Below are 25,584 nucleotides of genomic sequence, written 5' to 3'. Positions count from 1 at the left end.
CATGCATGACGAAAACATCTTCAAAATGTCGGAAAAGGCGGACACCGAGATAAAGGATGTCCCTACGCTGAATATCCTTATCTGCTACCTCATCTATAAGATAGGCAAACCTGTAGGCGTAGAACACCTCTACGACATCGTCATTAATACCGGCGTTATCAATTATTTCTATTATCAGGACTCTATCGACTACCTTCTCACCAATGGTCTCATTACCGAGGAGCAGGATGATAAGGGCGTCAACTGCTATGTGCTCCAGCCAAAGGGCACTGTATGTGCCAGAGAACTGAAAAAATACGCTCCTAAAGCGTATAGGGATAAACTCGTACTTGCAGCTCTTCGCTATTTTGCACGTCTTAAATATGAGCAGGAGATAAAGATAGAATATATCCCGCTTGAGAGCGGCGGCGTATACACGCGTGTTCGCTGCCTTGACGCAAAAAACGACCTTATGGACCTTAAGCTTTTTGCTCCCGATATGGGACAGGCTAAGCTTATCGGCGAAAAAATAATGCTCAATCCTGCCGGCTTCTATGGTAAGGTCATCGAGCTTGCACTCTCCAACGAGGAGGACCCTTATGACCTCAGCGATAATTAATTCGATTGCTTCACTTCCTCTGCCAACATGGCTTTTTGTTCTGATTCTTGTTGGCGTTTTTATCGCTGTATCAGCTGCCACCGGCTATCTGACATTCAAGCTTCGCATAAAAAAATCAAAAGGAGTGCGGAAGATAGATGGACATAAATCTGCTGAATAGAATAATGACTGACGGTTTGCATCGAGATACAGCGCTATACGAGGATTCGCACTTCATTGCTTTTATACAGTCGTATGAGGTCGATGAAAGAATAGAAGAATGCCGCGAGGAAGCACTCGAACTTGCCGAAGAACTGACCTGCGACAAGGTCGTGATTTATGCTGTTCTTGAATACGACGATGTTAGAAGTACGCTCATTTCCGCGGACCTTATGTGCAGATGTGTTCCCTATCAAAAATATACCGAGCTGGCGTCAAAGCTTTTGCATAGCTGTCGCCTTTTCTTTTTCAGAGGAAGAAAGGAGTTAAACGATGATTAAGAGAAAAGCGCTGTCTTTGCTTTTGTCAGCGGCTGTTTTGCACTCTGTAGGAGCGTTTACTACAGCCAGTGCCGCAGAAACATCATCTCATACGGTGACCGTCTACGACTTTGACGGCAATATCATGACTACCATATCTGTTAATGACGGAGCTGTCCTTGACCTGAACGGAGTAGACACTACCAAGCTCGAAAAGCACCTTGACGTATACACACAAATAGGTTTCGATTCGTGGAGCACATATCCCGAAAAGATAACATCTGATACAGCTGTTTATGCGCTATACAAAAAGATGACGATATCACTTGACGACAAGCCTAAAAAAACAGAGTATTACTCCAAAGACGGAAATATTGACCTCAACGGATTAAAAGTTACTATCACTGCCGAAAAACAACTCCCCGAAAAGGATAAGCAGGGAAAATTCAAGATAGCCAAAGAAGTAATAGGTATAGAATCCAAATGTACGGCGATTCCTGCTACGCTCAGTGAAGCATTTGTAAACGGAAATACGGCAAACGTAAAAGTTTACCCCATAGACAGTGAAAAAGAGATACTATCCTACGATATAAACTTCTTTCCTGAAATAGGTGACGCCGATATGAACGGCTCTGTAAACGCCTCTGATGCTTCACAGATACTCATGTTCTACTCTTTCGCTTCTACAGGCAAAACTCCCGTTTATAAGGACGGTCAGCAGCAGCGCGCTGACGTTAATAAAGACGGTATGGTCGATTCCAATGATGCAACTATTGTAATGGTCTACTACGCAGCAGCATCTACAGGAAATGACACCAACTGGGACAAAATGCTCGCAGGGAAACAAAAATTGTGATTTTTTTGTTTTTTCTATTGCAATACATCAGAAAATGATGTATAATGATTTTGTAATGCTTTTTGCAACTATTATTAAGGAGAATGATGATAATGTATAACGACCTTATGGATTCTATCGGATTCGTTTCAAAGTATGACCCTGCCGTAGGTGAGGCTATGGGCAAGGAGCTTGCTCGTCAGCAGAGAAATCTCGAGCTCATCGCAAGCGAAAATATAGTTTCCCCTGCTGTTATGGCTGCTATGGGAAGCGTCCTCACTAACAAGTATGCTGAGGGTTACCCCGGAAAGCGCTACTACGGCGGCTGCCAGTGTGTAGACGAGGTCGAGGCTATCGCTATCCAGCGTGCTTGCGAGCTTTTCGGTGCCAAGTACGCAAACGTTCAGCCCCATTCAGGCGCTCAGGCTAACACAGCTGCTTACTTTGCTGTTTTACAGCCCGGTGACACCGTCCTCGGTATGAGCCTTGCGGACGGTGGTCATCTCACACACGGTTCACCCGTTAACCTTTCGGGTAAATACTTCAACTTCGTTTCCTACGGTCTCGACGACGAGACAGAAACAATAAACTATGATGAGGTATACAAGCTCGCTAACAAGCACAAGCCCCGTCTTATCGTTGCAGGAGCTTCTGCTTATCCCCGCGCTCTAGACTTCAAGCGTCTCTCCGAGATAGCAAGAGCAGTCGGCGCTCTCCTCATGGTAGATATGGCTCACATTGCAGGTCTTGTTGCAGCAGGCTGCCACGAGTCCCCTGTCCCCTACGCTGACATTGTTACCACAACTACTCACAAAACTCTTCGTGGACCCAGAGGCGGACTTATCCTCACAAACAACGAATTCCTCGCTAAGAAGATAAACTCTGCTATATTCCCCGGCACACAGGGCGGTCCTCTGATGCATACTATTGCTGCTAAGGCTGTTTGCTTCGGTGAGGCTCTCAAGCCCGAGTTCAAAGACTACCAGAAGCGTATCGTTGAGAATGCAAAGGCTCTCTCCGAAGGTCTTCTCAAGAGAGGCTTCAACCTCGTTTCAGGCGGTACTGACAATCACCTCATGCTCGTTGACCTCCGCCCCTTCAACATCACCGGTAAGGAGCTCGAGCACAGACTTGATGAGGTCTACATCACAGTAAATAAGAACGCTATCCATAACGATCCCGAGAAGCCTTTCGTAACAAGCGGTATCCGTATCGGTACTCCTGCTGTTACTACAAGAGGTCTCGGTGTTGAGGAAATGGAGAAGATCGCTGAGTACATCTACCTCTGTGCTACAGATTTCGAGAACAAGGCTGACGAAATACGTGCAGGCGTAAACGCTATCTGCGAGAAGTTCCCCCTCTACAAGTAAGAACAGAACAAAGGGACGGACAAGCTGTCCGTCCCTGTTTTTATGGAGGAATTTATGACAGAGTGTGATATTCAGAAAGAAATAACGGCTTCTGAAAACAAAACCTATGCGTATTTCAATTCCGTGATGTGCAGTCTGGCATCAGGTAATTTCCTGATTTTTTTGCTGTCCTGTATCGGTACGCTGATGCGTTCATCGAATATTGATGATGTGACAGGAATGCCCGTTGACCCTGACTTCATGGACAGCGTCATACTATTTGGCTTTATTGCATTCGTGTGCCTTATGCTTAATGCTTTCTTCGCCTGCAAATGGTTCAGACGTATCCGCTCTCTTGAAAAGAAGGCAACGACTATCTTGATATCACTCGCGGTCTACATCGCTCTGACGCCCTTACTCGGCTATATCTCACTGTTGATCTATGGGTTGATACTATGGAAATAAAATATATACACGAGCCGACCGACCTCCAGTGCGGTCAGGCTGTACTTGCAATGATACTGGGCACTACTCCAGAGCGCATCTGCTCCATGCTCGGCAACGACCGCGAGACTACTCTCGCCGAGATGAAGCAAGTCCTGCGCGGGAACGGATTTACAGTCTCGGATGAGCGTGTGCAGGTCACGGACAAGGTGGAGCTCCCGCCGCTGTGTATGCTCAGCCTGGAGACGCCGCGCTGCTGGCACTGGTCACTGTTCTGCGACGGAACGTTCTACGATCCCGAACATGGTGTTATGGATGACTTCCCTGCCTCAAATCGCCGATATTACTGGAAAATCTCACGTAAGGAGGACGACTGATATGTCTGCACCTTTAGCTGATAAGATACGTCCAAAGTCACTTGCCGACGTCGTTGGACAAGAGCATATCCTCGGTGAAGGCAAGCCGCTCCGCCGAATAATAGAAAGCGGAAAAGTCCCGAATATGATTTTTTACGGTCCGTCAGGTGTTGGAAAGACAACTGTTGCCCGAATCATAGCCGAAAACTGCGGTATGTCTCTATACAAACTCAACGGTACTAACGCCTCGCTGTCCGATATCAAAGATGTGGTCGCCGATATAGGCACATTCGGCTCCGAAAACGGTATTCTCCTCTATCTCGACGAGATACAGTACCTTAACAAAAAACAGCAGCAGAGCCTGCTCGAATACATAGAAAACGGTGATATCACACTTATCGCGTCTACGACCGAGAATCCATACTTTGCGATCTTCAATGCCGTTATAAGCCGAAGCACTGTTTTTGAATTCAAGCCTGTGACTGCTGAACAGCTCAAACCCGCAATACACCGCGCTTTTGCAGCTCTCGCAGAAGAAAACGGCTGCGAAGTCGATATCACGGACGAACTGGTTGAGAAGATAGCTTTCAGCTGCGGAGGCGATGTCCGTAAAGCTATAAATACAGCCGAACTTGCTGTAATGTGCGGTAATATCTCGGACGGTAAGGTCGTTATCACCGAGGATTCGCTTGATATACTTGCTCAGCGAAGCAATATGCGCTACGACCGCGACGGTGACCAACACTATGATATCCTTTCTGCTTTCCATAAATCTGTGCGCGGCTCGGACGAAAATGCTGCTCTTCACTATGCCGCTCGCCTTATCGCTGCCGGAGATATTATCTCACTGTGCAGACGTATGCTCTGTATAGCGAGCGAAGATGTGGGTCTCGCCTACCCTATGGCTGTTCCGATAGTCAAGGCTTGCGTAGATTCGGCTCTTCAACTCGGACTTCCCGAAGCAAAGCTTCCAATAGCAGAAGCAATAATACTTATGGCGACTGCTCCGAAATCTAACAGCGCGTGTTTGGCGATAGACGCGGCTTTAGCTGATGTTGAATCCTCGGATGCTCTCGACTTTCCTCGGCACCTTCAGAACAAACACTTCGACGGCAAGGGAGCAGCTGTAGTTGGTCAGCACTATCTTTACCCACACGATTTTCCGAATCATTATGTCGCTCAGCAGTATCTGCCCGATGCGCTCAAAGACCGAGTTTACTACGAATTCGGAGATAACAAACAGGAACAAGCCGCTCTGCAATACAGGAAAATGTTACTTGAAAAACTTAAATAGCAACAAAAAGCCCCGAGAGACCTTCGGGGCTATGTATTATTCAGTTGTCATTTTAAGCGACTTTCATCACTTAGCTAAATTACCTGTTGGACTCACTCCTTCAGTCTAAATCTTGAATGAATACCTCATTTTCATAGAACATCATTCCTTCATTGAAGAATCAAGATCTTAATTTGTAATCAAGCAGTGTTAAGCTGTCACTCCATTGGACTATACCTCCAGAAGATTTTTTGAGGACGTTTAAAACAGTCCGTATAGATAGCCTATCGGCTAAAATTCAACTTCTCATTGGACTCAACCTTTACAATAAGATTCTTGACAATATATCTAAAGACTTATCGTCGAAGTTTCAGGATAACCTGTATCCAAATCGAGTAAGCCTGAAGCCGTATTTCTCTTTCAGCAATGCGTCCGCGTTGTGCTCGGCAATGATTTGTAGCTTCAAAACTATGGAACAAGTCTCAAGGACCTATATTCCCTCTTTCAGAATACCGATCACTCAGCGAGCCCGCCGGCTTCACGCTGTGATCCTATACTTACTTCCATTGGACTCACGCTCCTTCCAGCCATTAATAATCCACATTGAGGAAACCCTCAGACCAAGTAGATTCGGCTTGGTAGTGACCCTTTCGGGTCATTCCCTTTCCTTGATTATATATTACCATACTCGTTGTAGAAAGTCAATAGATTTCTTCAAGTTTTTCAAATTTTATGATACATTTTGTATATTTGCACAAAACATTGTGTTCCACATCATCATTCTGACTAAATACTGTGAAGTTTTTATTTTCCACTTGAAATAATATACTATATAGTGTATAATATTTATATCAAACAGGCGAAAGCCGGAACGGAGATAACCATGTCTGAAATGAACGAATACACACCTGAGCTTTTCGAGCTTATTGATCAGGACGGTAACAAAAAGCAGTTTGAGCTCATTGATGCTGCCGAGATACGAGGCGAGCAGTATTACGCAATGCTCCCGGCAGTGGAGGACGAGGACTTCCTCAATGCTGACTGCGACCTCGTAATACTAAAATCCATTGATGAGAACGGCGAGGAGATACTCGCCTCAATAGATGACGACGACGAATTTGAAGTCGTTTCCGCTTTTTTCCTTGAACGTATGGAAGAGGCTCTCAATGCCTTTGACGATGATGACGAGAATGAAATTGAGGCTGACGAATAATTTTCCTCAACTTTTCATAAAAAAGGTATTGATTTTTTGAAACACGTATGATATAATATACATAGCAAAAGAATTTCTGCCTTGTTCGAGAAAATATAGTTTTTTATAATCCAACACATTTTATAAGGGAATTCAGCTCCGTGTGTGGACTGCAGACCTCCCGCTTGCGGACGAAGGGAGCGAGAAGCACTCGGGCGTTTACCCACCTGCTTAGTGCGGGTTTTATTCGCTATATCACGGCAAGGCGGATCCGAAAAAAACGGCGGCAAATCTCTCGATTTGCCGCTTTTTTCATACATCTGTCTTGCGTCTGATCATTATCCCTACGAGATCAGGACCTATACTCGAAGCAGTAACTCCGCCGATACGTGCTATCATCTCAGGCTTCCGTCCCGAGTGCTTAGTGAGTTCGCGCTCTATTTCCTTTATAGGAGCCACCTCGCTGCCGTATACGAGTACATAAGGAGTCTGCGGAGTCATCTTCTTTTCAACGTGTTCAAGCAGCTTTGGTACGATATTCTTCACTCCGCGTATCTTCTCGGCAGTGATCGCGTTTCCGTCTGCAAATTCGATGATCGGCCGCATTCCAAGAAGTTCACCCGCAAATGCACGTGTTTCATCAATGCTGCCCGATCTGCGTGCGAATTTGAGTGTATACGGCACAACATATCCTCCTCCGACATTGAACCAGTCCTGTATATATGCAACAAGTGCATCTGCCGAAGCTCCGCGGAGTGCCTTCTTTGCCGCCTTCATTACCGGATACCCGTAAAAGAGTGAATAGCACCTGGAATCAAGATTAAATATACGGAGTTTCCCGTTTGCTTCATTGTTTTCTTTAAAAAAGCGCTTGTTTGCAGAAACAGCATTATCATACGTCTTTGAAGCAAGACTGCTCATGGAAACACATATGATATCAGTACACCCGCTCTTATAGAGCTTGGAGTAATACTGAACGAACGTATCCTCTGAAACAGGGATATGACGCGGAGTATCCTCCGATATACTCATCATGCGGTAGAATTCCTCGGGAGATCTTTCTGTATCCTTGTATATTTTACCGTTTATTTTCAGCTCAATGGGTATCACGTGAATACCAAGCTCGGCGACAACTTCTTTCGGGAGATCGCAGCAGCTGTCGGTAAGTATCGCTATTTTTGCCATATCTGATTCTCCTTTACCATGTATATTTTGTGAGCTTCCCCTCCCGCGAGAGGTCGGGATAGTCCCATTTTCTTAGTACTTCATATAACGCTATAGCCACAGAATTCGACAGATTCAGGCTTCTTAGCTCGTTTCTCATAGGTATGCGTATGCACGAATCGGGATTGTCATGCAGGAGCTCCTCGGGGAGTCCCATGTCCTCACGTCCAAATACGAGGAAGCAGTTATCCGGATATTCCTGCTCGCTGTGTACTTTACGTCCCTTAGTTGTAAAATAGAAAAAATTACCGTTGGGATTACGCGCAAAAAAGTCAGCGAGGCTGTCATAATAAGCTATATCAAGCTTATCCCAGTAGTCAAGTCCAGCACGCTTGAGATGCTTGTCCGTGACCTCGAAGCCGAGCGGTCTGACAAGGTGCAGCTTAGCGCCCGTAACGGCACAGGTGCGTGAGATGTTCCCAGTGTTCTGCGGTATCTGAGGTTCTACAAGGACGATGTTAAGTTCATGCATTTTTGTGCCTCACGAATAAAGAATGTTCAGTATCATAAAATAGATACAGCTGCTTTTGCAGCAAATGAAAGGACTGAAATTATGAATATGAAGGCTATTATGAAGGGGATGGGTGCGGGTGCTGCCGTAGGTCTTGCTTACTACGCACTCTCATCGGCGAGCCCAATGAAAAAGCACAGTATAAAACGCGACGCCACAAAAACTATGCGCGCTGCCGAGAACCTGATACAGGACATTACGTCCGTATTCTCATAATCACTATCGGGCGGATCGTATCCGCCCTTTAGTTTTGGTCGGGCTGATTCGGCTGATACTTGCTGTTGCGTCTGAAAGCAAGGTAACTTTCAAGGATTATAACTGCGGCAACGGCGTCGATGACTGCCTTGCGCTTTTTGCCCCGAGTGTTTGTTTCATTCAGGAAGTTATGTGCAGAAACGGTCGTGCAGCGCTCGTCCCAGAGCTTGGTGGGGATACCGGTCATAGCCTCAAGCTTCTGCGCAAAAAGGGTGCATTTCTCGCACCTCTCCCCTATCGTACCGTTCATATTCTTCGGGTAGCCGACGACTATCTCCTCCGCGTGCTGCTCCTTTGCAAGAGCAGCGGTCTTTTCTATACATTTCTCGAAGTACTTCTCCTGTATTACTGTCACGGGTGAAGCGATGAGCTCACTCTTGCCGCAGACAGCTATACCTGTTCGGGAGTCTCCGAAATCGACTGACATTATTATCATATTCTCACCACGGCTTGACAGTACCGATAATATCCTTAACCGACTTGATACCCTTGCTGTCGAGCCATTCATTCATCTCCTCGACAATTCGTATCGGAGCATACGGGTCAGTGAAGATAGCGGCTCCGACCTGTACTGCGGAGGCACCCGCCATCATCAGCTCGATAGCGTCGCGTCCCGATGAAACTCCGCCCATACCGATGACCGGTATCTTTACAGCATTTGCGACCTGCCATACCATACGGACAGCTATCGGGAACACCGCAGGACCACTCATGCCTCCGACATTGTTATGAAGTATCGGGCGTCCCGTGTTTATGTCTATCCTCATACCGAGAAGTGTATTTATCAGTGATACCGCGTCCGCACCCGCCGCTTCGACCGACTTTGCGATGTCGGCGATGCTCGTGACGTTGGGCGACAGCTTGACTACGAGCGGTTTGGTTGTAGCTGCTCTAACCTTACGCGTTACCTCAGCCGCCATGTCACAGCTCGTGCCGAACGCCGCTCCGCCCTGCTTTACGTTGGGACAGGAGATGTTCAGCTCTATCATATGAACATTGGTCGATTCGAGCTTTGCGGCTACTTCTGCACATTCATCGGGCGTCGAGCCTGCTATATTCGCAAGGACTACAAGATCTTTCGTCAAAAGATAAGGAAGCTCCGTCTCGATGAAGTGGTCGATTCCCGGATTCTGGAGTCCCACGGAATTGAGCATACCTGCGGGAGTCTCGGCGATTCGCGGCGCAAGATTGCCCGTGCGCAAGTGAAGCGTTGTACCCTTTGTGGCGATCCCGCCGAGCTTATCAAGTGGAAAAAGCTCCTCATATTCGCGTCCGTAGCCGAAAACGCCTGACGCGGGAATGATAGGGTTCTTGAAGTCAACACCGCATACTTTTACTGAAAGATCCGCCATTACCAGAGCACCTCCTCTGCTTTGAATACGGGACCGTCCTTGCAGACGTGAGCAAAATATTCTTCATCGTTGCGAACTGTCCTGCACGCACATCCGAGACAGGCTCCGATCCCGCAAGCCATTCGCTCCTCGAGTGAAATCTCACAGCGTATACCGTTTTCCTTGCATATTGCCGCAACACCCTTGAGCATCGGCATAGGTCCGCAGGCGTATACCATGTCGATACCGCCTGCCGTTACGATGTCGGTCAAAGGCTGAGTCACAAAGCCGTGAATGCCTGCCGAGCCGTCGTCTGTGCAAAGAATGGTCTCCGCTCCCGCAGACTTGAAATCGTCCTGCAAGATAGCCGCCGCACTGCTGCGGAATCCGCTTATTGCGGTTGCCTTTTTGCCGTATATCTTCGCAAGCGGCAGCATGGGAGGAGTACCGATACCGCCTCCAACGAGCACTACTTTGCGGAACGTCTCGTCAACAGTAAAGCCGTGTCCGAGAGGAGCAAGCATATCAACGAGGTCCCCCTTGTTGAGTTTGGCTATCTCGGCTGTTCCCTCTCCACGTATCTCAAACACTATTCGGAGAGTGCCCTTTTCCTTGTCTATGCCGCAGATCGAGATAGGTCTGCGGAGCGTGAAGCCGTTAGCACGGATGTGTACGAACTGACCTGCCGAAGCGACTTCCGCTACTTCGGGGCAGGCTATTGTGAAACTGTAGATCTCGCGTGCTATAGCCTTTTTTTCGATTATTATGTATTGACCCTGTGTGTATTTCATTTTTACTCCTTTATTTTAAAAATATCAAGTTATTATTTACGATATTATATGACTTTTTTGCACCACATTCTTTACAATTTCCAAACCAAACACTAAAGCTACCACCGCAATAGGAACATTTTCCATATTTTGCAAGTATTATTTCAAGAGCCCTCTTATTAACACTAAATGGATTCTTTGTAATTAAAGGAGGTTTAAACAACACAGACGAACTATATCCAACATCTTTGTATACAAGTGTTTCTTTTCCTGTTAATCCAACAATTCTGATTTGTGGATTGCCTACTACAACTGTAGTTAGGTTTGGAGTATTATTCAGATGAACCGTTTTAGTATTTGGTGGAATAACCACATTTTTTAGTTTTTTCATTGAAGAAAGACAAACAGATTCTACATTAGGTGGAATAGTTAGATTATCTAAATTGTTGCATCCGACAAAAGCGTCCTCAATTATACTTAATGAATTAGGAAGAAGCAAATTTGATAATGAACTACAATTCCAAAATGTTCCTTTTTGTAGTTTTGTTACTGTACTCGGAATCCTCAAATCTTTAATTGAAGAACAACCTTCGAAATAAACAAACTTCAATCCTTCATGCAGTTCAATTTTTTCAAGACTGCTGCAATTCTTCAAACCAATATTAATTACACTTTCAGGCAATACTAATTCTTTAAGGAATTTGCAAGAAGAAAGATATACTTCTTTTATTCCTTCGGGCAACTTCAGAGAAGTGATATTTGTCTCGTGAAATGCTGAATACGATATTGTTGTTACATTTTCGGGAATTACAACTTCTGTTGCTTCACCGTTGTATTTTTTTAGGTTTCCAGCAGTAACCTCAAAATCTTTTTGCGAATCACTAAAAATATTAACAGTCGAAGCGCTGATATTATTAGTTACATTATAATTATTTATAGCCTTTTCAACAATGAACGGAGTGTTGCAGTACGGGCAGACCCACGCGTCCTTTTCATTGTCCACGGCGAGAGTTCCGCCGCAGTTTGGACAGTTTCCCTGTACAAACGGCATATAATCACCTCATTACTCAATATTCCTTCTTCTTTCCGCAGTTCTTGCACTTATTGAACATACCGAATTTGCTTCCGCAGTTGGTACATAGTCCCTCACTGCGAAGGTACGTATAAAGGCTGCCATGCTTGAATACATCGGCAGCATTAAAACTCTGTCCTTTGAAGAATATTCGACTGACGCCATTAGCCTTGCCCTTCTTTACCCAGAAAGACGGGTTGGCATATTCATTTTCAGCCTCCCAAGTGGTGTAGCTGCTCTCAAAGGCTATCTCATCGAGTCCGCAGCACATAGCATTATATACTATCTGTTCAACGCTTGCGGGAATAGTTATCTTTTTCAATGAATCGCAGCCGTTGAAGGTTTTGTAATTGATTTTTTTTAATGTTGCGGGGAGACGAACGCTTACAAGTGATATACAGTCCTCAAATACAGAATCGGCTATCTCCATGCAATTATCGGGGATAACTATAGAACGAAGTGTCTTGTTGCCTTTGAATGCTCCGGTTGCAATAGAGGAAATATATTCGGGTACCTCTACGTCCTCATAGTCTCCGACGAATTTGTAAAGAACGCTTCCTTCGCATTGAAAAGTCTCTCCTGTAAGAACAGGTTCAGGCTTCTTCTTTACTTCGGGCTTAGCATTTCTTACCTCATTCACATTAAGCTTCTCGCCGCAGTGTCCGCAGTGCCAGAATTCCATGTCCTTGTCAGCCATGAGAAGCGCCTTGCATTTCGGACACACCACCTGTACAAAATCCTTGATATCAATATAATCCTTAAAAAGCATTTGTTCCCTCCTGAATAAGTCCGTTATAGCAAACGTTTGACTGCACAGTGGAATACAGTCCAACACACTATTTACATTATATCACAAATCAATCATAAAAGCAATATCTACAAAAAATATTTTTAAAACATCAACGATTGCCGTATTTTCAACAAATTAAGGCTGCTATCGGATCTATCTCCGATAACAGCCTTTTGTCACCTGATTATTGGTTCAGACCAATACTCCTGATTGTAAATATCAGTGAAATGGTACATGAGGCGTACTTCTCCCTTGCCGACATCGGTGTTGCTTATCTTCATATCCTTGGAATATGTGAGCGAATCACCGAGGTAGTAGGTGTCAATGTACTCGCCGTCATAAGTGTAGTAATCACAGATGAAATCTATCTTATCGCCTTCATTGATGTCGCTTATTCCCTTACCGACAGTATCGGTCTCCTCATTTACATATGCCGGCTCTGCACCTGCAATGTAACCGTTAGGATTTTCATTGTCGAAAATGAGGATGAGGTTTACACGCTCATTGTTGAGATATGCGGGAACATAACCTGTTATAGTAAATTCACCGTCTTCGTTCTCGACAGTGTCTGTATGGTAATAAGCAATAGTGTGACCGTCTATCGCGAGCCAGTTCCTTGAAGTATCAGCGATGAGATCTCCGTTGTCGAACGAGTATACGCTGTCGAGCCCCAGATCAAGGTAGCCCTCACCGTCATCGTAGAACATATTGAGGTCAAGACTGTGAACAAGAGCCCACTGCTCGTCGGGAAGAGTCATTCTGTACTCGCTGCCATTCTTTGTCCAGTAAAGGTTCTCGACATCAAAGTGATTGAGAGCAATGAAGTCAGCAGCACTCTTATCGGAAACAGTGTTTTCAGACATAAAGTTGATATTCGACTTGTCAAGACCGTCTATCATCACTGAACGACCGCCGCTAAGAAATGCTCCGAGCAGCGAGGTTATTGCGTCAGAACCACCCGAAACACCTGTCGAACCCGAACCGCCTGTGCTGAACAGCGAAGCAAACGGAGATGCCGAGCCGCCTGCTGCGATCTGTCCGCTCGTCTCAAGCTTGGCAAACTGACGAATGCACTTTGAATATGCATCGTCCATTCCTATCTGCGAGTAAGTCGAACACGCAGAATCAACATAAGATGTGCGCTTGTACGGGAAATAAATAGAAACACCGTGTGCATCACTTATATTTGACGAGGTGCGGTTATACTTGACAGCGCCCTTTATCGCAGAAGCAAGCTCGGCGCCTTCTTGTGTCGCCATATTCTCAGCAAGGTCATAGAGGTCCACCTGGTCTATCTTGTTCTTTTGAGCAAACTCACGCGCACCGTATCTTGCGTCTGATACCTTCTCATATTCCTTGTTGGTAATAAGCGTACTAACGCCGTTCGCGAACTTGTTGAGCTTATTGGGAACAGTTGCCGAGAACTCAGCAAGGTCGATAACGGAGAGCGTTGTTTTCTGGCCCTTGCACTTCGTCGCGCAGGTCGCTACGAAATCATCGACTATATTCTTTCCTATTTCAAGTGTTGGCATAGATGTATTGCTGCCGAGGGCAGATACCCAGTTGGTATAGAACCAGCCGACACCCGGCTCGGTTTCTTCGGAAGCTATAAGATAATCGGCGTAATCGTCAAGCATGAGGGCATTCTCGGCTGTAGCCATAAGGCAGGCATCAAAACCGATAAAGTCAAATTTGACGCCGCCGCTCTCGAGAGCCTTCCTTATGCCCGCAAGAGTCATAGAACCGCTGCCGCTCTTTTCATCGTATCCGTAACCGCTTACCGAACCGCCGCCGTGGTCCCAGAGGATAAGTTCATTTCTGTTTGCAGGATAATTAGTATTGCAGTATTTGATGAACCCTGCAAGCGTTTCGGGAGAGGTCATAGGCTTATTGCCGTCGTCTGCAACAAGCTGTCTGAGACCGCCGTCCTTTATCTGGTAAATCTGATTTGTTTTATTACTGATGCCTTGGGTCTTCCAGCCTTTGCAGCCGCCTGTATAAACGAGGATGGTTACATTGTCGCCGTACTTGGCAGCAGCGATCTCACCCATATCGGACGAGCCCATTCCATATTTGGATTCGAGGTCGGTACCGCACATATAGAGCATGATCGTGACCTTATCGTTATTATTTCCGATAATACGTGTCCTCTTGGCACGGGCACCTGATACTACGGTTTCGTCGACCTCGGTAGGCGTGTCTTCGTAGGTTCCGCCTGTATTGATGTCATCATTACTGAAGCTAAAGCCTGAGGGAGCCTCTCCGCTTCCGCCTGCAAGCATACCGTTTACAAGGTCGTTGATATCGGCAGAGCCTCCGCCGCCTACGCCGCCTCCAAAAAGCTTGGGAAGAAGGAACAATGCAACAAGCATAAGTATCAGACCGATACCGCCGCCTCCGCCTATGGCAGCGCGCTTAACAGTGCTGCTCGAGTGATGCTGAGGACTGCCTACGGGGCGATTTCCCGACGGCTTTGCCGCTGAATGATCTGCTGAACCGACCTGACCTGTTCCCAGCCCGTCGCCTCTTTTATAAGCTCCGCTACCACCCGATGTGACATTTTTCTGACGTCCGCGGGGTCTGTTCTGATTAGGATCCATTATATTCCTCCTGTAAAGATTCTTATATGATTTACATAATGTTTACTTCTTTTTCATTTTACACTAATACGGTAAGCTTGTCAAGTACAAACCGTAATGTCAGGCAGCAGTAGTTGTTGTTTCGGCAGAGACTGTAGTCGGCTCCGACGTCGGCTCTGTATCGGATGTCGACGTGACATCAGCCTCTCTCTCCTGTTTAAGACTGCAAAGATAATAATGAAAATCCTTCTCGTCATCCGATTTGCAGTTGACGAAGAGATATGTATTCAGCGGATATGTTTTGCCTCCTTCGGTATATTCGCCGTGGATAAAGTATAAACCATTCAGGAAGGAGCCGTCTGTGAGATCAGCCTCGAGTGTTCCCTTCTTTGTGTCGGCTTTGTAACTTATTTCTGCATATTTATCATTATTGGATACTATCTTCAGCTCTGTGCACTCACCGCCGAAGCTCTTGACAGCAAGAGTCTTCCCGTCCTTTATTTCCGCGGAAATACCGATGTCAGACTTGCTTTCTGTTACATATTCGCTGTTTATATACTTATTAAATGAAGATGCGTCCTTGTCCTTGCTGACGGAAGCAACGGAACTGTCTCTAAAATCACTGACAGTCCATCTGTCACCGTTGTAAATGTGCAGAATGTCACCGCTGTCTTCGGAGGAAAGTATATACTTTATATCGGAATTATTCTCCGTTATCGTCTCGTTGAAGCCATGATACTCAAGCCTGCTTATTTTCACTGTCGAAGCAGTAGTTGTTGTTGCAGCAGTAGCAGTAGTAGTTGTCATCGAGCTGACAGTCGCAGTCACAGAAGTTACAGCAGAAGAAGTCTCTGTAGTCGTTAATGCTTTCGGAGCAGAAGCCGGCTTTGCTTCGTGCTCAGCCTCATGGAAATATGCATAACCGCCTATGCAGACAAGTGTTCCGATAAGCAGAAGTACGAGCACTAAGAATATCAGATTGATACCTACTCCCGATTTTTTACTCATATTACATCCTCCATCTTAAAAATCCATTAAGCAATACCGCAGAAAGACCGCCTTACGGCTTTGCACAGAATCTGCTTGGATATTGTACGTCATTTTGCACAGAAATCTCTTGACATACGTGTTTTCCACCCGATCGGGGGGAGGTTTCAGTGAAACTGAAAGACCGATGTGCCAGCGATCTATCTATACGATCTGACGAAAAATCTCACTGTGCAGATTCAGCACGATCTTTGTTAAGTGTTGCCTTTAGTTTTATTTTACGACACGTTAGTGAAAATGTCAAGATTACCGAGAAAAAAATCAGAGAAACACCTCACAAGGCTTTTGCTGAAGATGCAGCTGAAAATCTTTGACGGATTGTATAAAGATTGTTTTAAGAATATAAGAATATAATATTAGGCATAGTATGACTATTCTCGCAAAAAACGGTCAGACTTTATATATAAAACGCTTGACGTTTTGTTGAAAATGTGCTACAATAAATTGTGTATGGGAGCTTGCTGCACTGTCAAAGCTTCCCAATGATGTTTCGACTATATTTTTGAGAGGAGAAAACCAACAATGATCAAAAAAATGATCTCGGGAGTTATGTCCGCGGCTGTTGCTGCAACGTGCCTGACATTCACTGCCCCTGCTGCTCCCGCAGGCGCAAATGCCGCATCGGAGCAGAACTACGCAGACGCACTTGACAAGTCTCTGTTTTTCTACGAGGTACAGCAGGCAGGTCCGCTCCCCGAGTGGAACAGAGTCGAGTGGAAGACCGATTCCACTATGTCCGACGAAATACTCGGCGGCTGGTACGACGCGGGCGACCACGTTAAATTCAACCTTCCTATGGCTTACTCGGCTTCTATGCTTGCCTGGGGTATGTACCAGTATCCTGACGGACTTGAAAAAACGGGTCTTATGAAGCAGTACGCCAACAATGTTGAATTCGTAATGGATTATCTTGCTGCCTGTGATCTCGGTGATGAAGTGGTGTATCAGGTCGGTATCGGAAAGGACGACCATACTTGGTGGGGCCCCGTCGGTCTTATAGAGTACGGTATGGAAGACAATGGTCACAGCGTTGCAGATGCACGTGCTATACTCAAGTCATCAAAGGGCTGCTCCGCTGTATTCGGCGAAATGGCTGCCGCTCTGGCAGCAGGCTATGCGGCTCTTGACGGTCACACCGACGACGCAAAACGTGCAGGCTACCTCAAGCACGCTCAGAACATCTACAAGATAGCAAAAACAAATCCGAGTGACTCCTATTATAACGACTCTGACGCACAGGGCTTCTACCAGTCCAGCCACTTCTATGATGAGCTCTTCTATGCCGCTAACTGGCTCTATATTGCTACGGGCGATGATGCCTACCTTGCTGACGCAAAAGGTTATATCCCGAATCTGAGCAAGATGCTCGGCGAAGGTGACACTCTCGCATACGGCTGGAGTCACTGCTGGGACGACAATATGCAGGGTGCTATGCTGCTCTATGCTATAAACACCGAAGATTCCACATACATCGCACACGTTAAAAAGCACCTTGACCGCTGGGTCAACGGTGACGAAGCCAAGATACTCCCCGGCGGATTCCGCTGGCTTACCGACTGGGGCTGCCTCAGATATGCCAACACAACCGCTTTCCTCGCAGAAGTTGCAAGCGATACCATATTCAAGGGACAGGATAACTCCAAGTATCAGGAATTCGCTGAGACTCAGGTCAATTACGCTCTCGGTGACAACCCTGATAATTTCAGCTATCTCTGCGGTTACGGCAGCGACTATCCCAAGAATCCTCACCACCGTACAGCCCACGGCTCGTGGAAAAACGACCTTGCTATCCCCGCAACGAACCGTCATATCCTTTACGGCGCACTCGTTGGCGGTCCCACACAGACCGGCGCATATGAGGACGACAGACAGAACTATATCAACAACGAGGTAGCGACAGACTACAACGCAGGCTTCACAGCTATGCTTTGCAAAATGGTTGACAAATACGGCGGTACCAAGGACCCTGACTTCCCACAGAAGGAAGCTCACGACGGTCCCGAGTTCTACGTTGAGACTCTTTCCAAGGGGGCTGATTCCAGCGGACAGACTGTCAGCTTCAAGATAACGAACCACTCCGCTTGGCCCGCAAGAGTTCAGGACAACATCTCTTTCCGCTACTATATGGACCTCAGCGAAGTTATCGCACTTGGCAAAAAGCCCGAAGACCTTGTTATCCGCTGCGACCGCGACCAGTCAAAGATGTACAGCGGCGTTACTCCCGCTGAGATATCCAAGCCTGTCCAGTATAGCGGTGATATCTACTACATCGAAGTTACCCTTCCCGATGGAAGAGCTGTTCTTCCTATCTCCGAAGGTATGCAGCAGTGCGAGATACTTCTCGCGCTCGTTATGCCCGATTACGGCAGCGGCTGGGATTCTACCAATGACTTCTCCGCCAAAGACCTCGGCAAGACCACTAAAGGCGATGACGGTTCATCTAAGGGCGTTGTTTCCCCTTATGTTCCTGTTTACATCAACGGCGAGCTCTACTTCGGTGAAGAGCCTGACGGCACCAAGGCTGACGGTATGGGCGGTACAGGTGATATAAAGCCCATAACCACAACTACCTCCACTACAAAGACAACCTCTGCGACAACGACTGCCGTTTCGACCACAACTACTACAGGAGAGCCTCTCTCTCCTCCCGTCAGTACAACATCAGAAGCTGCGTCCACCACTACCGATAAGAATAGCGGCTCCGCTTCCGACGCTACTCTTTACGGCGATGCGAACGTTGACAACAAAGTAAGTATCGCGGATGCAGTTGCGATACTCCAGCATCTCGGCAATAAGGACAAGTACGGTCTGAAGCCGCAGGGTCTCGTGAATGCTGATATATTCGACAACGGTGATGGCGTAACTGCAAAGGACGCATACACTATCCAGCAGGTCGATTCGGGCATTTATAAGGCATCTGACCTGCCTGTATCCTACAAGAAATAAAGTAATAAACGAAGTGAGAGGAGCCCCCTCGGGCAGTTTCGTGGGCTACCGAATACGTAACGCATAATTACGGCTCGGTAGCCCACTTTTCCGTTAAGGGAAGCGCACAGATCACTCCACTTTTTGAAACAGATCATCTGTAAAAAGCATAACCATCGGCGGACGAAGTCTTGACAAGTTCGACCTGTCGCTCAAGTATATCGGACGAAGTGAGCCATTCATCGCGTCCGCTCTCCCCTGCCCAGATGTCCTCCTTGCCGAGTTTGTACTCTGCAAGCCCGACTATAAGTGATACGCCGCTGTCAGCTGTAAGCTCCTCCCAACGCCGAAGAGTAGGTTCAAACGGACAGGTCTCGTTCTTGAAGCCGAAATATAGCTGAGGGACGATATAGTCGCAATAGGCTGTATCACTGCTCCACAGCTCAACATCTGCGTACAGCTTGTCGCGATTCGAGCTTATATTGCCCTGAGGACTTATGCCGAATTTATAACGGCTGCCGTGCGAATGAACGGTCTCTCGCATAGACCTGACCATCTCGGTCACGTTGTCACGCCGCCACTGTGCAAGGTCTGACGCTCCGCTTGCAGCAAAAGCCTCCTCGTCGAAAGAAGCATCGGAAGTCGGATAAAAATAATCGTCGATATGTATGCCGTCTACCTCATAATCAGCGAGTATCTCCTCGGCGGCAGAATTTATCAAGCTTCGCACTTCTTCGTACACAGGTACAAGATACCAGCGTTCACCCACGAGGCGTATATAGCCGTTCCCGGAATCCGCCCACTGCTTTGGAATAAAACTGTCCGACAGTTCTGACATCTGCTCCTCCGTTTGCATTCGCAGCGGATTCAGCCATGCATGGAGCGATATTCCGCGTGAGTGAGCCTCCCCGACAGCTATAGCGAGAGGGTCATACTCTCCGTCCCAATAGGTGCCCCGCGGAAAAATATCAGACCTGTAGTATGAATCACCGTTCGGATGCACGTGGAAATAAACCGTATTTATCCCCTGTTTTACAGCATCATCCAGGAGCAATGACAGTTCCTTCCGATATTCTTCCTCACTCTTGCCTTGTAATATGTCTGCAAAACGCATATATGGTATCCATAATGCAGTTTGATTTGTATAATTCAGCGGTATATAGCCTTTTGTCCCTTTATCGGGAGCATCGCTCTCATAAACAAGAGGTGTTTCCGAGCCGGAGTCCATCTCATTTGTCTGCGGCATACAGCCCGTCAAAGCATAAACTGCCGCCAGCAGCACCATAATTCTTTTCATTCATTTCCCTCCCAGAGAAATTATATGCTCAGAACGGGAGGATAATTCATTAAGGTCGGTGATATGATGTTCACTAAAAAAATCATCCCGCTGCTCTCAGCAGCGCTAATGCTTACAGCAGTCGCCTGCGATAAAGAGGCTCCATCATCCTCTGTGAGTTCAGAGCCAGCTACTTACGGTGAAGTCTCAGGCCTTGAAGTGACATTCCTCAATGTCGGAAAGGCTGACGCTATCGTTCTTCTAAGTGAAAACAGCACGGTTCTCATCGACTGCGGCGAAAAAGGTGACGCCAAGCAGATAATCTCATTCCTTGAAGAAAGAGAACGTGATACCGTTGACTACCTCATCATTACTCACTACGACAAAGACCATGTCGGAGGAGCAGGGAAGGTCATTAAGAATCTCAATGTCAAAAACATTCTCGGCCCCGACCATAACCAGCAAAGCGAAGAAGTCGACAAGTATATCGCCGCTATGAAGGAAAAAGAAATAACTCCTCAGCTCGTCACTGAGGATATGTCCTTCGAGCTCGACGGGATAGAATTCACTGTCGATGCTCCGGATAAGAAAAACTACGGTGTAAACAACGACAACGACTTCTCACTTGTGACAAAGGTGGTCGACAATGACATCACAATGCTTTTCACAGGCGATGCAATGGAAGCGAGGCTCGGCGAGATAATGGATATCGGTGACTGTGATCTGCTGAAGGTCCCATACCACGGAAGGAAATTAGCAAACCTCGGTGACTTTCTCGATGCTGTTACTCCGGAATATGCGGTCGTGTGTACTGCAAAGGAGGACTTCGCCGGAACTGTGCAAAAACAGCTTAACAATCGTAATATAACCTTTTTTTCGACCTGCTTCAACGGCAGGATCACCGCTGTGAGTGACGGAAAAACAATTGCCGTAACTCCCGAAAAGTAATTATAATGAACAGGGACAGTATCAGTAGCACGACATTTCCGTTAGAGAGAGCAGCCTGAATCTGTCCCTGTTTTATTATTTTTTGCTTTTTCCTTGACTTCAAGCCTAAAAAATGATAAAATAATAATATATGCGTTTAAGAAGGTGTTATAAATGAAGGTAATCCTTTTGGCACATACTCCCGAGCCTGAAAAACTGGTAGCAACTGCCGCGAAGCTCTGCTATTCAAGCAGCGATATAGGCTCACTGAGGGACGGACTTACAGAAGAAAAGACCGCGAGCTTCATTGAAATGCTCGCTTCCATAGGTCACGAAAGCGTTATGGAGCACACAAGCTTCACCTTCGGTATAGAAGGTATCTCACGAGCTTGTTCACACCAGCTCGTTCGTCACCGTATAGCTTCATATAGTCAGAAAAGCCAGCGTTACGTCAACGAAAACGGGTTTGAGTTCATCACTCCTCCCGAAATAGAGGCTCTGCCCGAAGCCAAGGCTGAATTCGACCGCACGATGCAGGAGCTCACAGCAAGTTATGATAAAATCGCCGACCTCCTCACTGCAAGCCATACAGCTCGCTTTATCAGCGAGGGTATGGACGAAAAGTCAGCCGCCTCCAAGGCTCGGAAGCTTGCAAACGAGGACGCAAGATTCGTCCTGCCGAACGCTTGTGAAACAAAAATAGTCGTGACTATGAATGTTCGCTCGCTTTTCAATTTCTTTGAGCACAGGTGCTGTAACCGTGCTCAATGGGAAATAAGGGCAGTTGCGGAAGAAATGCTGCGTCTTTGTCTTGAGGTAGCCCCCCATATCTTTGCGTATGCGGGACCGTCATGCGTTGCCAAGGGAAAATGTCCCGAGGGCAAGATGACCTGCGGTAAGATGAAAGAGGTACAGGCTCACTACAAGGCTCTTGCAGACAAATCGGAGGCGTAAATGCTCGAATTCAGAGAAATTGCCATTTCAGACAAGGAACGTATAAACAAAGCACTTGAGATATCCGATTTCATGGGCTGCGAGTACAGCTTTGCCAATAATCTCGCTTGGCGCAGACTTGCAAACTCCAAGATTGCATTTTACAAGAACTTCTACATCTGCGCTTCGTTCAATGACAACACCAAACCTCCGTGCTATATCCTCCCCGCAGGCCGAGGTGACTACCGCGAAGTTATAGACGAAATGCGGAGGCACTCCGAATCTCTCGGTTTTCCGCTCGTTATGTTCGGCCTCACAGATAAGACTCTGCCGCTTCTCACTGAGCTCTACCCCGACCAATTCACAGCTGAGCTCGACCGTGACAACTCCGATTACATTTATCTTCGCTCAGACCTTGCCGAGCTTGCGGGAAAGAAATTTCACGCTAAGAGGAATCATCTCGCCCGATTTAAGGAGCTTGACTACGAGTATTCCCCTATCACCGAGCACGACTTCGACGACTGCATTTACTTTTTGACTGAGCAGTACAACTCAAAAAACTTGATTGACCACAGCTTCATAGCTGAACAATTCGCTATAAACACCTATTTCTCACATTTTGAGGAGCTCGGGCTCAAAGGCGGTATAATACGAATCGACGGTAAGATATGTGCGCTTACAATTGGTGAGCATCTCAATTCGGAGACCTTCTGTGTCCACATTGAAAAAGCAGATACGTCCTACAACGGTATATACGCAGGTATCAACAATTTGTTTGTCTGCTCCGCCACAGAGGGGCATAAATATATCAACCGCGAAGAGGACCTCGGGCTCGAGGGGCTTCGCAAAGCAAAACTATCGTATAATCCCGCTTTTATCCTGAATAAATACGAGATCGTCTTCAAATGACGTTCTCTCGGACGGCTCGTCCCTTGATCCCATGCTATCGAATAAAGAAAGGAAAGATTCTATGATATACGTTTTTCTTGCAGAAGGTTTTGAAGAAATAGAGGCTCTCACACCTGTAGACCTACTCAGACGTGCCGGCAAAAAGGTCGTTACAGTTGGCGTAGGTGACAGCGTTATCGTCGGCTCACACGGTATCCCTGTAGTCCCCGATACTATTGCTCAGGAAGCCGTGCTCGGTGACGAGCTTGAAATGATCGTCCTTCCCGGCGGTATGCCCGGTACGCTCAACCTCGAGAGCTCACCTTATGTTCAGGCAGCTATCGACTACTGTATGGATAAAAACATTATTATCGGCGCAATATGTGCAGCTCCATCCATTCTCGGACACAAAGGGCTCCTCAGAAATAAGACCGCCGTCTGCTACGAAGGCTTTGAAACTCAGCTCGACGGTGCCAAAATCGGTGAAGGCTCCGTCGCTGTTGACGGCAATATCGTCACCGCGCGCGGCGCAGGTGTTGCAACGCAGTTTGCGCTCAAGCTCGTTGAGCTTTCAGTTTCCAAAGCAGAGAGCGACCGCCTGTTCAGGGCTATACTTTGTGAGGAATAATGCAGGATAAAAAGGAACTCAGAAGGCACTTCGCCGGGGTGCGCAAAGTGGCAAAATCAGAGGCTAAGGATGTTGTGATAACCGCAAATGTCATCGCACTGAACGAGATCTCCGAGGCAGACATCGTTCTGATGTTCGCTTCGTTCGGTTCGGAAGTAAATACCTGGGATCTGGCACGAAAGCTGCTTTCCCAAAACAAGGTGCTTGCTTACCCCAAATGCGGTCGATCCGGGAACATGACGTTCCACATCGTAAACGATACTGCCGCGCTTAAAGACGACGCGTACGGCATCCCCGCACCCGACAGCTCACTGCCCTCCCCTGAGATAACCGAGCGCACTGTATGTATAGTCCCCGGACTCGCTTTCACGGAGAACGGCGAGCGGCTTGGCTACGGCGGCGGCTATTACGACCGATTCCTCGAGCGTTATCCGCACATCAGAACAGTTGCTCTCGCATATGAAGCAATGATCACCGACAGTCTGCCTGTGCAGAAGCACGATGCAGCTGTAAAACTTATTGTAACAGAAGAAAGGACGGTGCTCTGTAATGAGTGATAACAGAGACGCTATAAACGACATTTTGAACGAGCTGGACAGAAAAAACGAACAGCCTCAGCCTGCTCCCGAGCAGAGCGAGGTCAGGCCCGAGCCTGTCCATGATACTCCCGTTCGAGAGACTGTATCCGCACCCGTTCGGGAACAACCTTCTCCTTCGCCTGTACAGCCCCCTGTGTACGGTCAGGCACCGCGTATGCAGCAGCCAAACGGTGGCGCTCCATATCGTTCAAGCGTAACGCAGCCTCATAAAAAACACAGAAAGAAAAAGAGACAGCGCAGCAGACTGCCCGGCGTTATCATCTATACGACATTTATCTTCGGCGTGTCTGTAATACTTTCTCTCGTCATCATAAGCTTCGGCAAGGATATGCTCGGCATCGGCAAGAGCGACAAGACCCAGCTCGTTGTTATCCCCGACGGTGCAAGCACTCAAGAGATATCCGTACTCCTCCAAGAAGAAGGAATCATAAGGTCGTCCAAAGCCTTCCAATTCTTCACTAAGCTAAGGAATGACAACTCCTACTACATCGCAGGTCAGCACTTCCTGCGCCCGAATATGGCTTACGAGGCTATCATAGATGAACTCACAAAGATACCCACAGAAGAGAAGGGCGAGTCTATACAAGTTACTTTCACAGAAGGTATCACACTCATCGACGCCGCTGAAAAACTCGAAGAGGAAGGCGTATGCTCCGCCGATGATTTCATCTTCTATTTCAATTCAGGCGGTTTCGGTTTTGAATTTGAAGACCAGCTCCCGCTTGACTCAACAATGAAATTCGAGAAAATGGAGGGCTACCTCTTCCCCGATACCTACTACTTCTACCAGAACAGCGAGCCTGAGGAAGTTTGCCAGAAGATATACTACAATTTCAACGAGAAGATGACTCCCGAACGTATGAAAAAGATGAAGGAAAACAACCTCTCTCTCGACCAGCTCGTAACGTTCGCTTCTATCGTTCAGAAGGAAGCTCCCTCTACCGAGGATATGATCAAGGTTGCATCTGTTTTCTGGAACCGTCTCGAGCACTCCGATGAATTTCCGAAGCTCGAATCCGACCCGACATCCAACTATGCAAACGATGTTGTTCGTCCGAATATGGAATACTTCGACGAAGCATTCGTCAGCGCATATGACACATACAAGACTCCCGGTCTCCCGCCCGGAGCTATCTGCAACCCCGGTATAGATGCTATCGACGCTGTTCTTGCACACGAAAAGAGCGATTACTATTACTTCTGCGCTAATATCTACACCAAGGAGACTTTCTTCGCAGAGACTCTTGAACAGCACAACGCTAACCTTGCTGAGAGAGACCGTCAGTATGAGGAAATGAAGGCTGCCGAAGCTGAGGAATAAGGA

The 25,584-nt window shown here is 47.0% G+C and carries 28 protein-coding genes and 1 other RNA gene; 18 read left to right on the top strand and 11 right to left on the bottom strand.

What is annotated here, in order from left to right; genetic code table 11:
- Position 1: 1 nt before the first annotated feature.
- Positions 2–598, top strand: a complete 597-nt coding sequence (locus BMX22_RS00550; protein ID WP_074739983.1) for a DUF4364 family protein — start codon at positions 2–4, stop codon at positions 596–598.
- Positions 579–758 (top strand): hypothetical protein, encoded by a 180-nt coding sequence (locus BMX22_RS00545; RefSeq protein WP_074739982.1) that lies wholly within the window; start codon positions 579–581, stop codon positions 756–758. The genes BMX22_RS00550 and BMX22_RS00545 overlap by 20 nt, the downstream gene beginning before the upstream one ends.
- A 34-nt stretch (positions 759–792) precedes the next feature.
- Here the strand turns inward: BMX22_RS00545 and BMX22_RS15995 are convergent, their stop codons facing one another.
- Positions 793–993, bottom strand: a complete 201-nt coding sequence (locus tag BMX22_RS15995) for a hypothetical protein (protein ID WP_143055448.1) — start codon at positions 991–993, stop codon at positions 793–795.
- Between the two features lie 76 nt (positions 994–1,069).
- On the opposite strand from BMX22_RS15995, the gene BMX22_RS15740 reads away from it, so the two are divergent.
- The 7 genes from BMX22_RS15740 to ssrS all read left to right on the top strand — a co-directional run bounded on the left by BMX22_RS15740 (position 1,070) and on the right by ssrS (position 6,781).
- The gene (locus BMX22_RS15740; protein ID WP_081349002.1) at positions 1,070–1,912 is read left to right on the top strand and encodes a dockerin type I domain-containing protein; all 843 of its coding nucleotides are present in this window, start codon (positions 1,070–1,072) and stop codon (positions 1,910–1,912) included.
- Between the two features lie 92 nt (positions 1,913–2,004).
- A complete protein-coding gene (glyA, locus tag BMX22_RS00530; RefSeq protein WP_074739980.1) occupies positions 2,005–3,261 on the top strand; it encodes a serine hydroxymethyltransferase in 1,257 nt (418 codons plus the stop codon).
- Positions 3,262–3,315: 54 nt separating this feature from the next.
- Positions 3,316–3,705 (top strand): hypothetical protein, encoded by a 390-nt coding sequence (locus BMX22_RS00525; RefSeq protein ID WP_074739979.1) that lies wholly within the window; start codon positions 3,316–3,318, stop codon positions 3,703–3,705.
- Positions 3,696–4,061: a hypothetical protein gene (locus BMX22_RS00520; RefSeq protein ID WP_074739978.1), complete on the top strand. Its 366-nt coding sequence runs from the start codon at positions 3,696–3,698 to the stop codon at positions 4,059–4,061. Before BMX22_RS00525 ends, BMX22_RS00520 begins: the two co-directional genes overlap by 10 nt.
- Before the next feature lies 1 nt (position 4,062).
- Positions 4,063–5,334 carry a replication-associated recombination protein A gene (locus tag BMX22_RS00515; RefSeq protein WP_074739977.1) on the top strand — a complete coding sequence of 424 codons (1,272 nt, stop codon included), beginning with the start codon at positions 4,063–4,065 and terminating at the stop codon, positions 5,332–5,334.
- 862 nt (positions 5,335–6,196) lie between these two features.
- The gene (locus BMX22_RS00510) at positions 6,197–6,526 is read left to right on the top strand and encodes a DUF1292 domain-containing protein (RefSeq protein ID WP_074739976.1); all 330 of its coding nucleotides are present in this window, start codon (positions 6,197–6,199) and stop codon (positions 6,524–6,526) included.
- 70 nt (positions 6,527–6,596) lie between these two features.
- A non-coding RNA gene (ssrS, locus tag BMX22_RS00505) (6S RNA) lies at positions 6,597–6,781 on the top strand.
- Positions 6,782–6,817: 36 nt separating this feature from the next.
- Here the strand turns inward: ssrS and BMX22_RS00500 are convergent.
- Together BMX22_RS00500 and BMX22_RS00495 are read right to left on the bottom strand one after the other, a co-directional pair.
- Entirely contained in the window at positions 6,818–7,690 is an 873-nt protein-coding gene (locus tag BMX22_RS00500) for a DegV family protein (protein ID WP_074739975.1), read from the bottom strand.
- A gap of 13 nt (positions 7,691–7,703) precedes the next feature.
- Positions 7,704–8,201, bottom strand: coding sequence for a tRNA (cytidine(34)-2'-O)-methyltransferase (locus BMX22_RS00495; RefSeq protein WP_074739974.1), 498 nt, complete (start codon positions 8,199–8,201; stop codon positions 7,704–7,706).
- A gap of 81 nt (positions 8,202–8,282) precedes the next feature.
- Here BMX22_RS00495 and BMX22_RS16305 point away from each other — a divergent pair, with 81 nt between their 5' ends.
- Positions 8,283–8,456, top strand: a complete 174-nt coding sequence (locus BMX22_RS16305; protein ID WP_177172944.1) for a hypothetical protein — start codon at positions 8,283–8,285, stop codon at positions 8,454–8,456.
- Positions 8,457–8,484: 28 nt separating this feature from the next.
- Here the strand turns inward: BMX22_RS16305 and ruvX are convergent, their stop codons facing one another.
- The 7 genes from ruvX to BMX22_RS00455 form a co-directional block, all read right to left on the bottom strand.
- Positions 8,485–8,931: a Holliday junction resolvase RuvX gene (gene ruvX / locus BMX22_RS00485; protein ID WP_074739972.1), complete on the bottom strand. Its 447-nt coding sequence runs from the start codon at positions 8,929–8,931 to the stop codon at positions 8,485–8,487.
- A 4-nt stretch (positions 8,932–8,935) separates the two neighbouring features.
- Positions 8,936–9,847 carry a dihydroorotate dehydrogenase gene (locus tag BMX22_RS00480; RefSeq protein ID WP_074739971.1) on the bottom strand — a complete coding sequence of 304 codons (912 nt, stop codon included), beginning with the start codon at positions 9,845–9,847 and terminating at the stop codon, positions 8,936–8,938.
- Complete coding sequence (locus BMX22_RS00475) at positions 9,847–10,617, bottom strand: dihydroorotate dehydrogenase electron transfer subunit (RefSeq protein ID WP_074739970.1); 771 nt, start codon at positions 10,615–10,617, stop codon at positions 9,847–9,849. Before BMX22_RS00475 ends, BMX22_RS00480 begins: the two co-directional genes overlap by 1 nt.
- 10 nt (positions 10,618–10,627) lie before the next feature.
- Positions 10,628–11,647, bottom strand: a complete 1,020-nt coding sequence (locus tag BMX22_RS00470; RefSeq protein WP_074739969.1) for a leucine-rich repeat domain-containing protein — start codon at positions 11,645–11,647, stop codon at positions 10,628–10,630.
- A gap of 16 nt (positions 11,648–11,663) precedes the next feature.
- Positions 11,664–12,437: a leucine-rich repeat domain-containing protein gene (locus tag BMX22_RS00465; protein WP_074739968.1), complete on the bottom strand. Its 774-nt coding sequence runs from the start codon at positions 12,435–12,437 to the stop codon at positions 11,664–11,666.
- 197 nt (positions 12,438–12,634) lie between these two features.
- The gene (locus tag BMX22_RS00460; protein ID WP_074739967.1) at positions 12,635–15,058 is read right to left on the bottom strand and encodes a clostripain-related cysteine peptidase; all 2,424 of its coding nucleotides are present in this window, start codon (positions 15,056–15,058) and stop codon (positions 12,635–12,637) included.
- Positions 15,059–15,157: 99 nt separating this feature from the next.
- Positions 15,158–16,045: a hypothetical protein gene (locus tag BMX22_RS00455; protein ID WP_074739966.1), complete on the bottom strand. Its 888-nt coding sequence runs from the start codon at positions 16,043–16,045 to the stop codon at positions 15,158–15,160.
- Between the two features lie 149 nt (positions 16,046–16,194).
- Here BMX22_RS00455 and BMX22_RS15990 point away from each other — a divergent pair, with 149 nt between their 5' ends.
- Both BMX22_RS15990 and BMX22_RS00450 read left to right on the top strand, forming a co-directional pair.
- Entirely contained in the window at positions 16,195–16,398 is a 204-nt protein-coding gene (locus BMX22_RS15990) for a hypothetical protein (protein WP_143055447.1), read from the top strand.
- A gap of 208 nt (positions 16,399–16,606) precedes the next feature.
- The gene (locus BMX22_RS00450; protein ID WP_074739965.1) at positions 16,607–19,030 is read left to right on the top strand and encodes a glycoside hydrolase family 9 protein; all 2,424 of its coding nucleotides are present in this window, start codon (positions 16,607–16,609) and stop codon (positions 19,028–19,030) included.
- A 133-nt stretch (positions 19,031–19,163) separates the two neighbouring features.
- On the opposite strand, the gene BMX22_RS00445 is transcribed toward BMX22_RS00450, so the two are convergent.
- Entirely contained in the window at positions 19,164–20,306 is a 1,143-nt protein-coding gene (locus tag BMX22_RS00445; RefSeq protein ID WP_074739964.1) for a glycoside hydrolase family 10 protein, read from the bottom strand.
- Positions 20,307–20,369: 63 nt separating this feature from the next.
- On the opposite strand from BMX22_RS00445, the gene BMX22_RS00440 reads away from it, so the two are divergent.
- From BMX22_RS00440 to mltG, 6 genes are all read left to right on the top strand, one after another.
- Positions 20,370–21,233 (top strand): ComEC/Rec2 family competence protein, encoded by an 864-nt coding sequence (locus BMX22_RS00440; protein WP_081349001.1) that lies wholly within the window; start codon positions 20,370–20,372, stop codon positions 21,231–21,233.
- Positions 21,234–21,386: 153 nt separating this feature from the next.
- Positions 21,387–22,166: an FAD-dependent thymidylate synthase gene (gene thyX / locus BMX22_RS00435; RefSeq protein ID WP_074739962.1), complete on the top strand. Its 780-nt coding sequence runs from the start codon at positions 21,387–21,389 to the stop codon at positions 22,164–22,166.
- Positions 22,167–23,054, top strand: coding sequence for a DUF2156 domain-containing protein (locus tag BMX22_RS00430; RefSeq protein WP_074739961.1), 888 nt, complete (start codon positions 22,167–22,169; stop codon positions 23,052–23,054).
- Between the two features lie 61 nt (positions 23,055–23,115).
- Complete coding sequence (locus BMX22_RS00425; RefSeq protein WP_074739960.1) at positions 23,116–23,661, top strand: DJ-1 family glyoxalase III; 546 nt, start codon at positions 23,116–23,118, stop codon at positions 23,659–23,661.
- The gene (locus BMX22_RS00420; RefSeq protein ID WP_074739959.1) at positions 23,661–24,218 is read left to right on the top strand and encodes a 5-formyltetrahydrofolate cyclo-ligase; all 558 of its coding nucleotides are present in this window, start codon (positions 23,661–23,663) and stop codon (positions 24,216–24,218) included. The genes BMX22_RS00425 and BMX22_RS00420 overlap by 1 nt, the downstream gene beginning before the upstream one ends.
- Complete coding sequence (gene mltG / locus BMX22_RS00415) at positions 24,211–25,581, top strand: endolytic transglycosylase MltG (RefSeq protein WP_074739958.1); 1,371 nt, start codon at positions 24,211–24,213, stop codon at positions 25,579–25,581. Before BMX22_RS00420 ends, mltG begins: the two co-directional genes overlap by 8 nt.
- Positions 25,582–25,584: the final 3 nt, after the last annotated feature.

Source organism: Ruminococcus sp. YRD2003 (assembly GCA_900109435.1).
GTDB classification, from domain to species: domain Bacteria; phylum Bacillota; class Clostridia; order Oscillospirales; family Ruminococcaceae; genus Ruminococcus; species Ruminococcus flavefaciens_G.
Note: the sequence above shows the minus strand (reverse complement) of the source record. Positions and strands in the feature narration are given on the sequence as shown.

What these genes read in the sequence shown, in the direction of transcription:
- BMX22_RS00550 (WP_074739983.1), top strand. Translation starts at nt 2, where the DNA reads ATGCATGACGAAAACATCTTCAAAATGTCGGAAAAGGCGGACACCGAG.
- BMX22_RS00545 (WP_074739982.1), top strand. Translation starts at nt 579, where the DNA reads ATGACCTCAGCGATAATTAATTCGATTGCTTCACTTCCTCTGCCAACA.
- BMX22_RS15740 (WP_081349002.1), top strand. Translation starts at nt 1,070, where the DNA reads ATGATTAAGAGAAAAGCGCTGTCTTTGCTTTTGTCAGCGGCTGTTTTG.
- glyA (WP_074739980.1), top strand. Translation starts at nt 2,005, where the DNA reads ATGTATAACGACCTTATGGATTCTATCGGATTCGTTTCAAAGTATGAC.
- BMX22_RS00525 (WP_074739979.1), top strand. Translation starts at nt 3,316, where the DNA reads ATGACAGAGTGTGATATTCAGAAAGAAATAACGGCTTCTGAAAACAAA.
- BMX22_RS00520 (WP_074739978.1), top strand. Translation starts at nt 3,696, where the DNA reads ATGGAAATAAAATATATACACGAGCCGACCGACCTCCAGTGCGGTCAG.
- BMX22_RS00515 (WP_074739977.1), top strand. Translation starts at nt 4,063, where the DNA reads ATGTCTGCACCTTTAGCTGATAAGATACGTCCAAAGTCACTTGCCGAC.
- BMX22_RS00510 (WP_074739976.1), top strand. Translation starts at nt 6,197, where the DNA reads ATGTCTGAAATGAACGAATACACACCTGAGCTTTTCGAGCTTATTGAT.
- BMX22_RS00500 (WP_074739975.1), bottom strand. Translation starts at nt 7,690, where the DNA reads ATGGCAAAAATAGCGATACTTACCGACAGCTGCTGCGATCTCCCGAAA.
- BMX22_RS00495 (WP_074739974.1), bottom strand. Translation starts at nt 8,201, where the DNA reads ATGCATGAACTTAACATCGTCCTTGTAGAACCTCAGATACCGCAGAAC.
- BMX22_RS16305 (WP_177172944.1), top strand. Translation starts at nt 8,283, where the DNA reads ATGAATATGAAGGCTATTATGAAGGGGATGGGTGCGGGTGCTGCCGTA.
- ruvX (WP_074739972.1), bottom strand. Translation starts at nt 8,931, where the DNA reads ATGATAATAATGTCAGTCGATTTCGGAGACTCCCGAACAGGTATAGCT.
- BMX22_RS00480 (WP_074739971.1), bottom strand. Translation starts at nt 9,847, where the DNA reads ATGGCGGATCTTTCAGTAAAAGTATGCGGTGTTGACTTCAAGAACCCT.
- BMX22_RS00475 (WP_074739970.1), bottom strand. Translation starts at nt 10,617, where the DNA reads ATGAAATACACACAGGGTCAATACATAATAATCGAAAAAAAGGCTATA.
- BMX22_RS00470 (WP_074739969.1), bottom strand. Translation starts at nt 11,647, where the DNA reads ATGCCGTTTGTACAGGGAAACTGTCCAAACTGCGGCGGAACTCTCGCC.
- BMX22_RS00465 (WP_074739968.1), bottom strand. Translation starts at nt 12,437, where the DNA reads ATGCTTTTTAAGGATTATATTGATATCAAGGATTTTGTACAGGTGGTG.
- BMX22_RS00460 (WP_074739967.1), bottom strand. Translation starts at nt 15,058, where the DNA reads ATGGATCCTAATCAGAACAGACCCCGCGGACGTCAGAAAAATGTCACA.
- BMX22_RS00455 (WP_074739966.1), bottom strand. Translation starts at nt 16,045, where the DNA reads ATGAGTAAAAAATCGGGAGTAGGTATCAATCTGATATTCTTAGTGCTC.
- BMX22_RS00450 (WP_074739965.1), top strand. Translation starts at nt 16,607, where the DNA reads ATGATCAAAAAAATGATCTCGGGAGTTATGTCCGCGGCTGTTGCTGCA.
- BMX22_RS00445 (WP_074739964.1), bottom strand. Translation starts at nt 20,306, where the DNA reads ATGAAAAGAATTATGGTGCTGCTGGCGGCAGTTTATGCTTTGACGGGC.
- BMX22_RS00440 (WP_081349001.1), top strand. Translation starts at nt 20,370, where the DNA reads ATGATGTTCACTAAAAAAATCATCCCGCTGCTCTCAGCAGCGCTAATG.
- thyX (WP_074739962.1), top strand. Translation starts at nt 21,387, where the DNA reads ATGAAGGTAATCCTTTTGGCACATACTCCCGAGCCTGAAAAACTGGTA.
- BMX22_RS00430 (WP_074739961.1), top strand. Translation starts at nt 22,167, where the DNA reads ATGCTCGAATTCAGAGAAATTGCCATTTCAGACAAGGAACGTATAAAC.
- BMX22_RS00425 (WP_074739960.1), top strand. Translation starts at nt 23,116, where the DNA reads ATGATATACGTTTTTCTTGCAGAAGGTTTTGAAGAAATAGAGGCTCTC.
- BMX22_RS00420 (WP_074739959.1), top strand. Translation starts at nt 23,661, where the DNA reads ATGCAGGATAAAAAGGAACTCAGAAGGCACTTCGCCGGGGTGCGCAAA.
- mltG (WP_074739958.1), top strand. Translation starts at nt 24,211, where the DNA reads ATGAGTGATAACAGAGACGCTATAAACGACATTTTGAACGAGCTGGAC.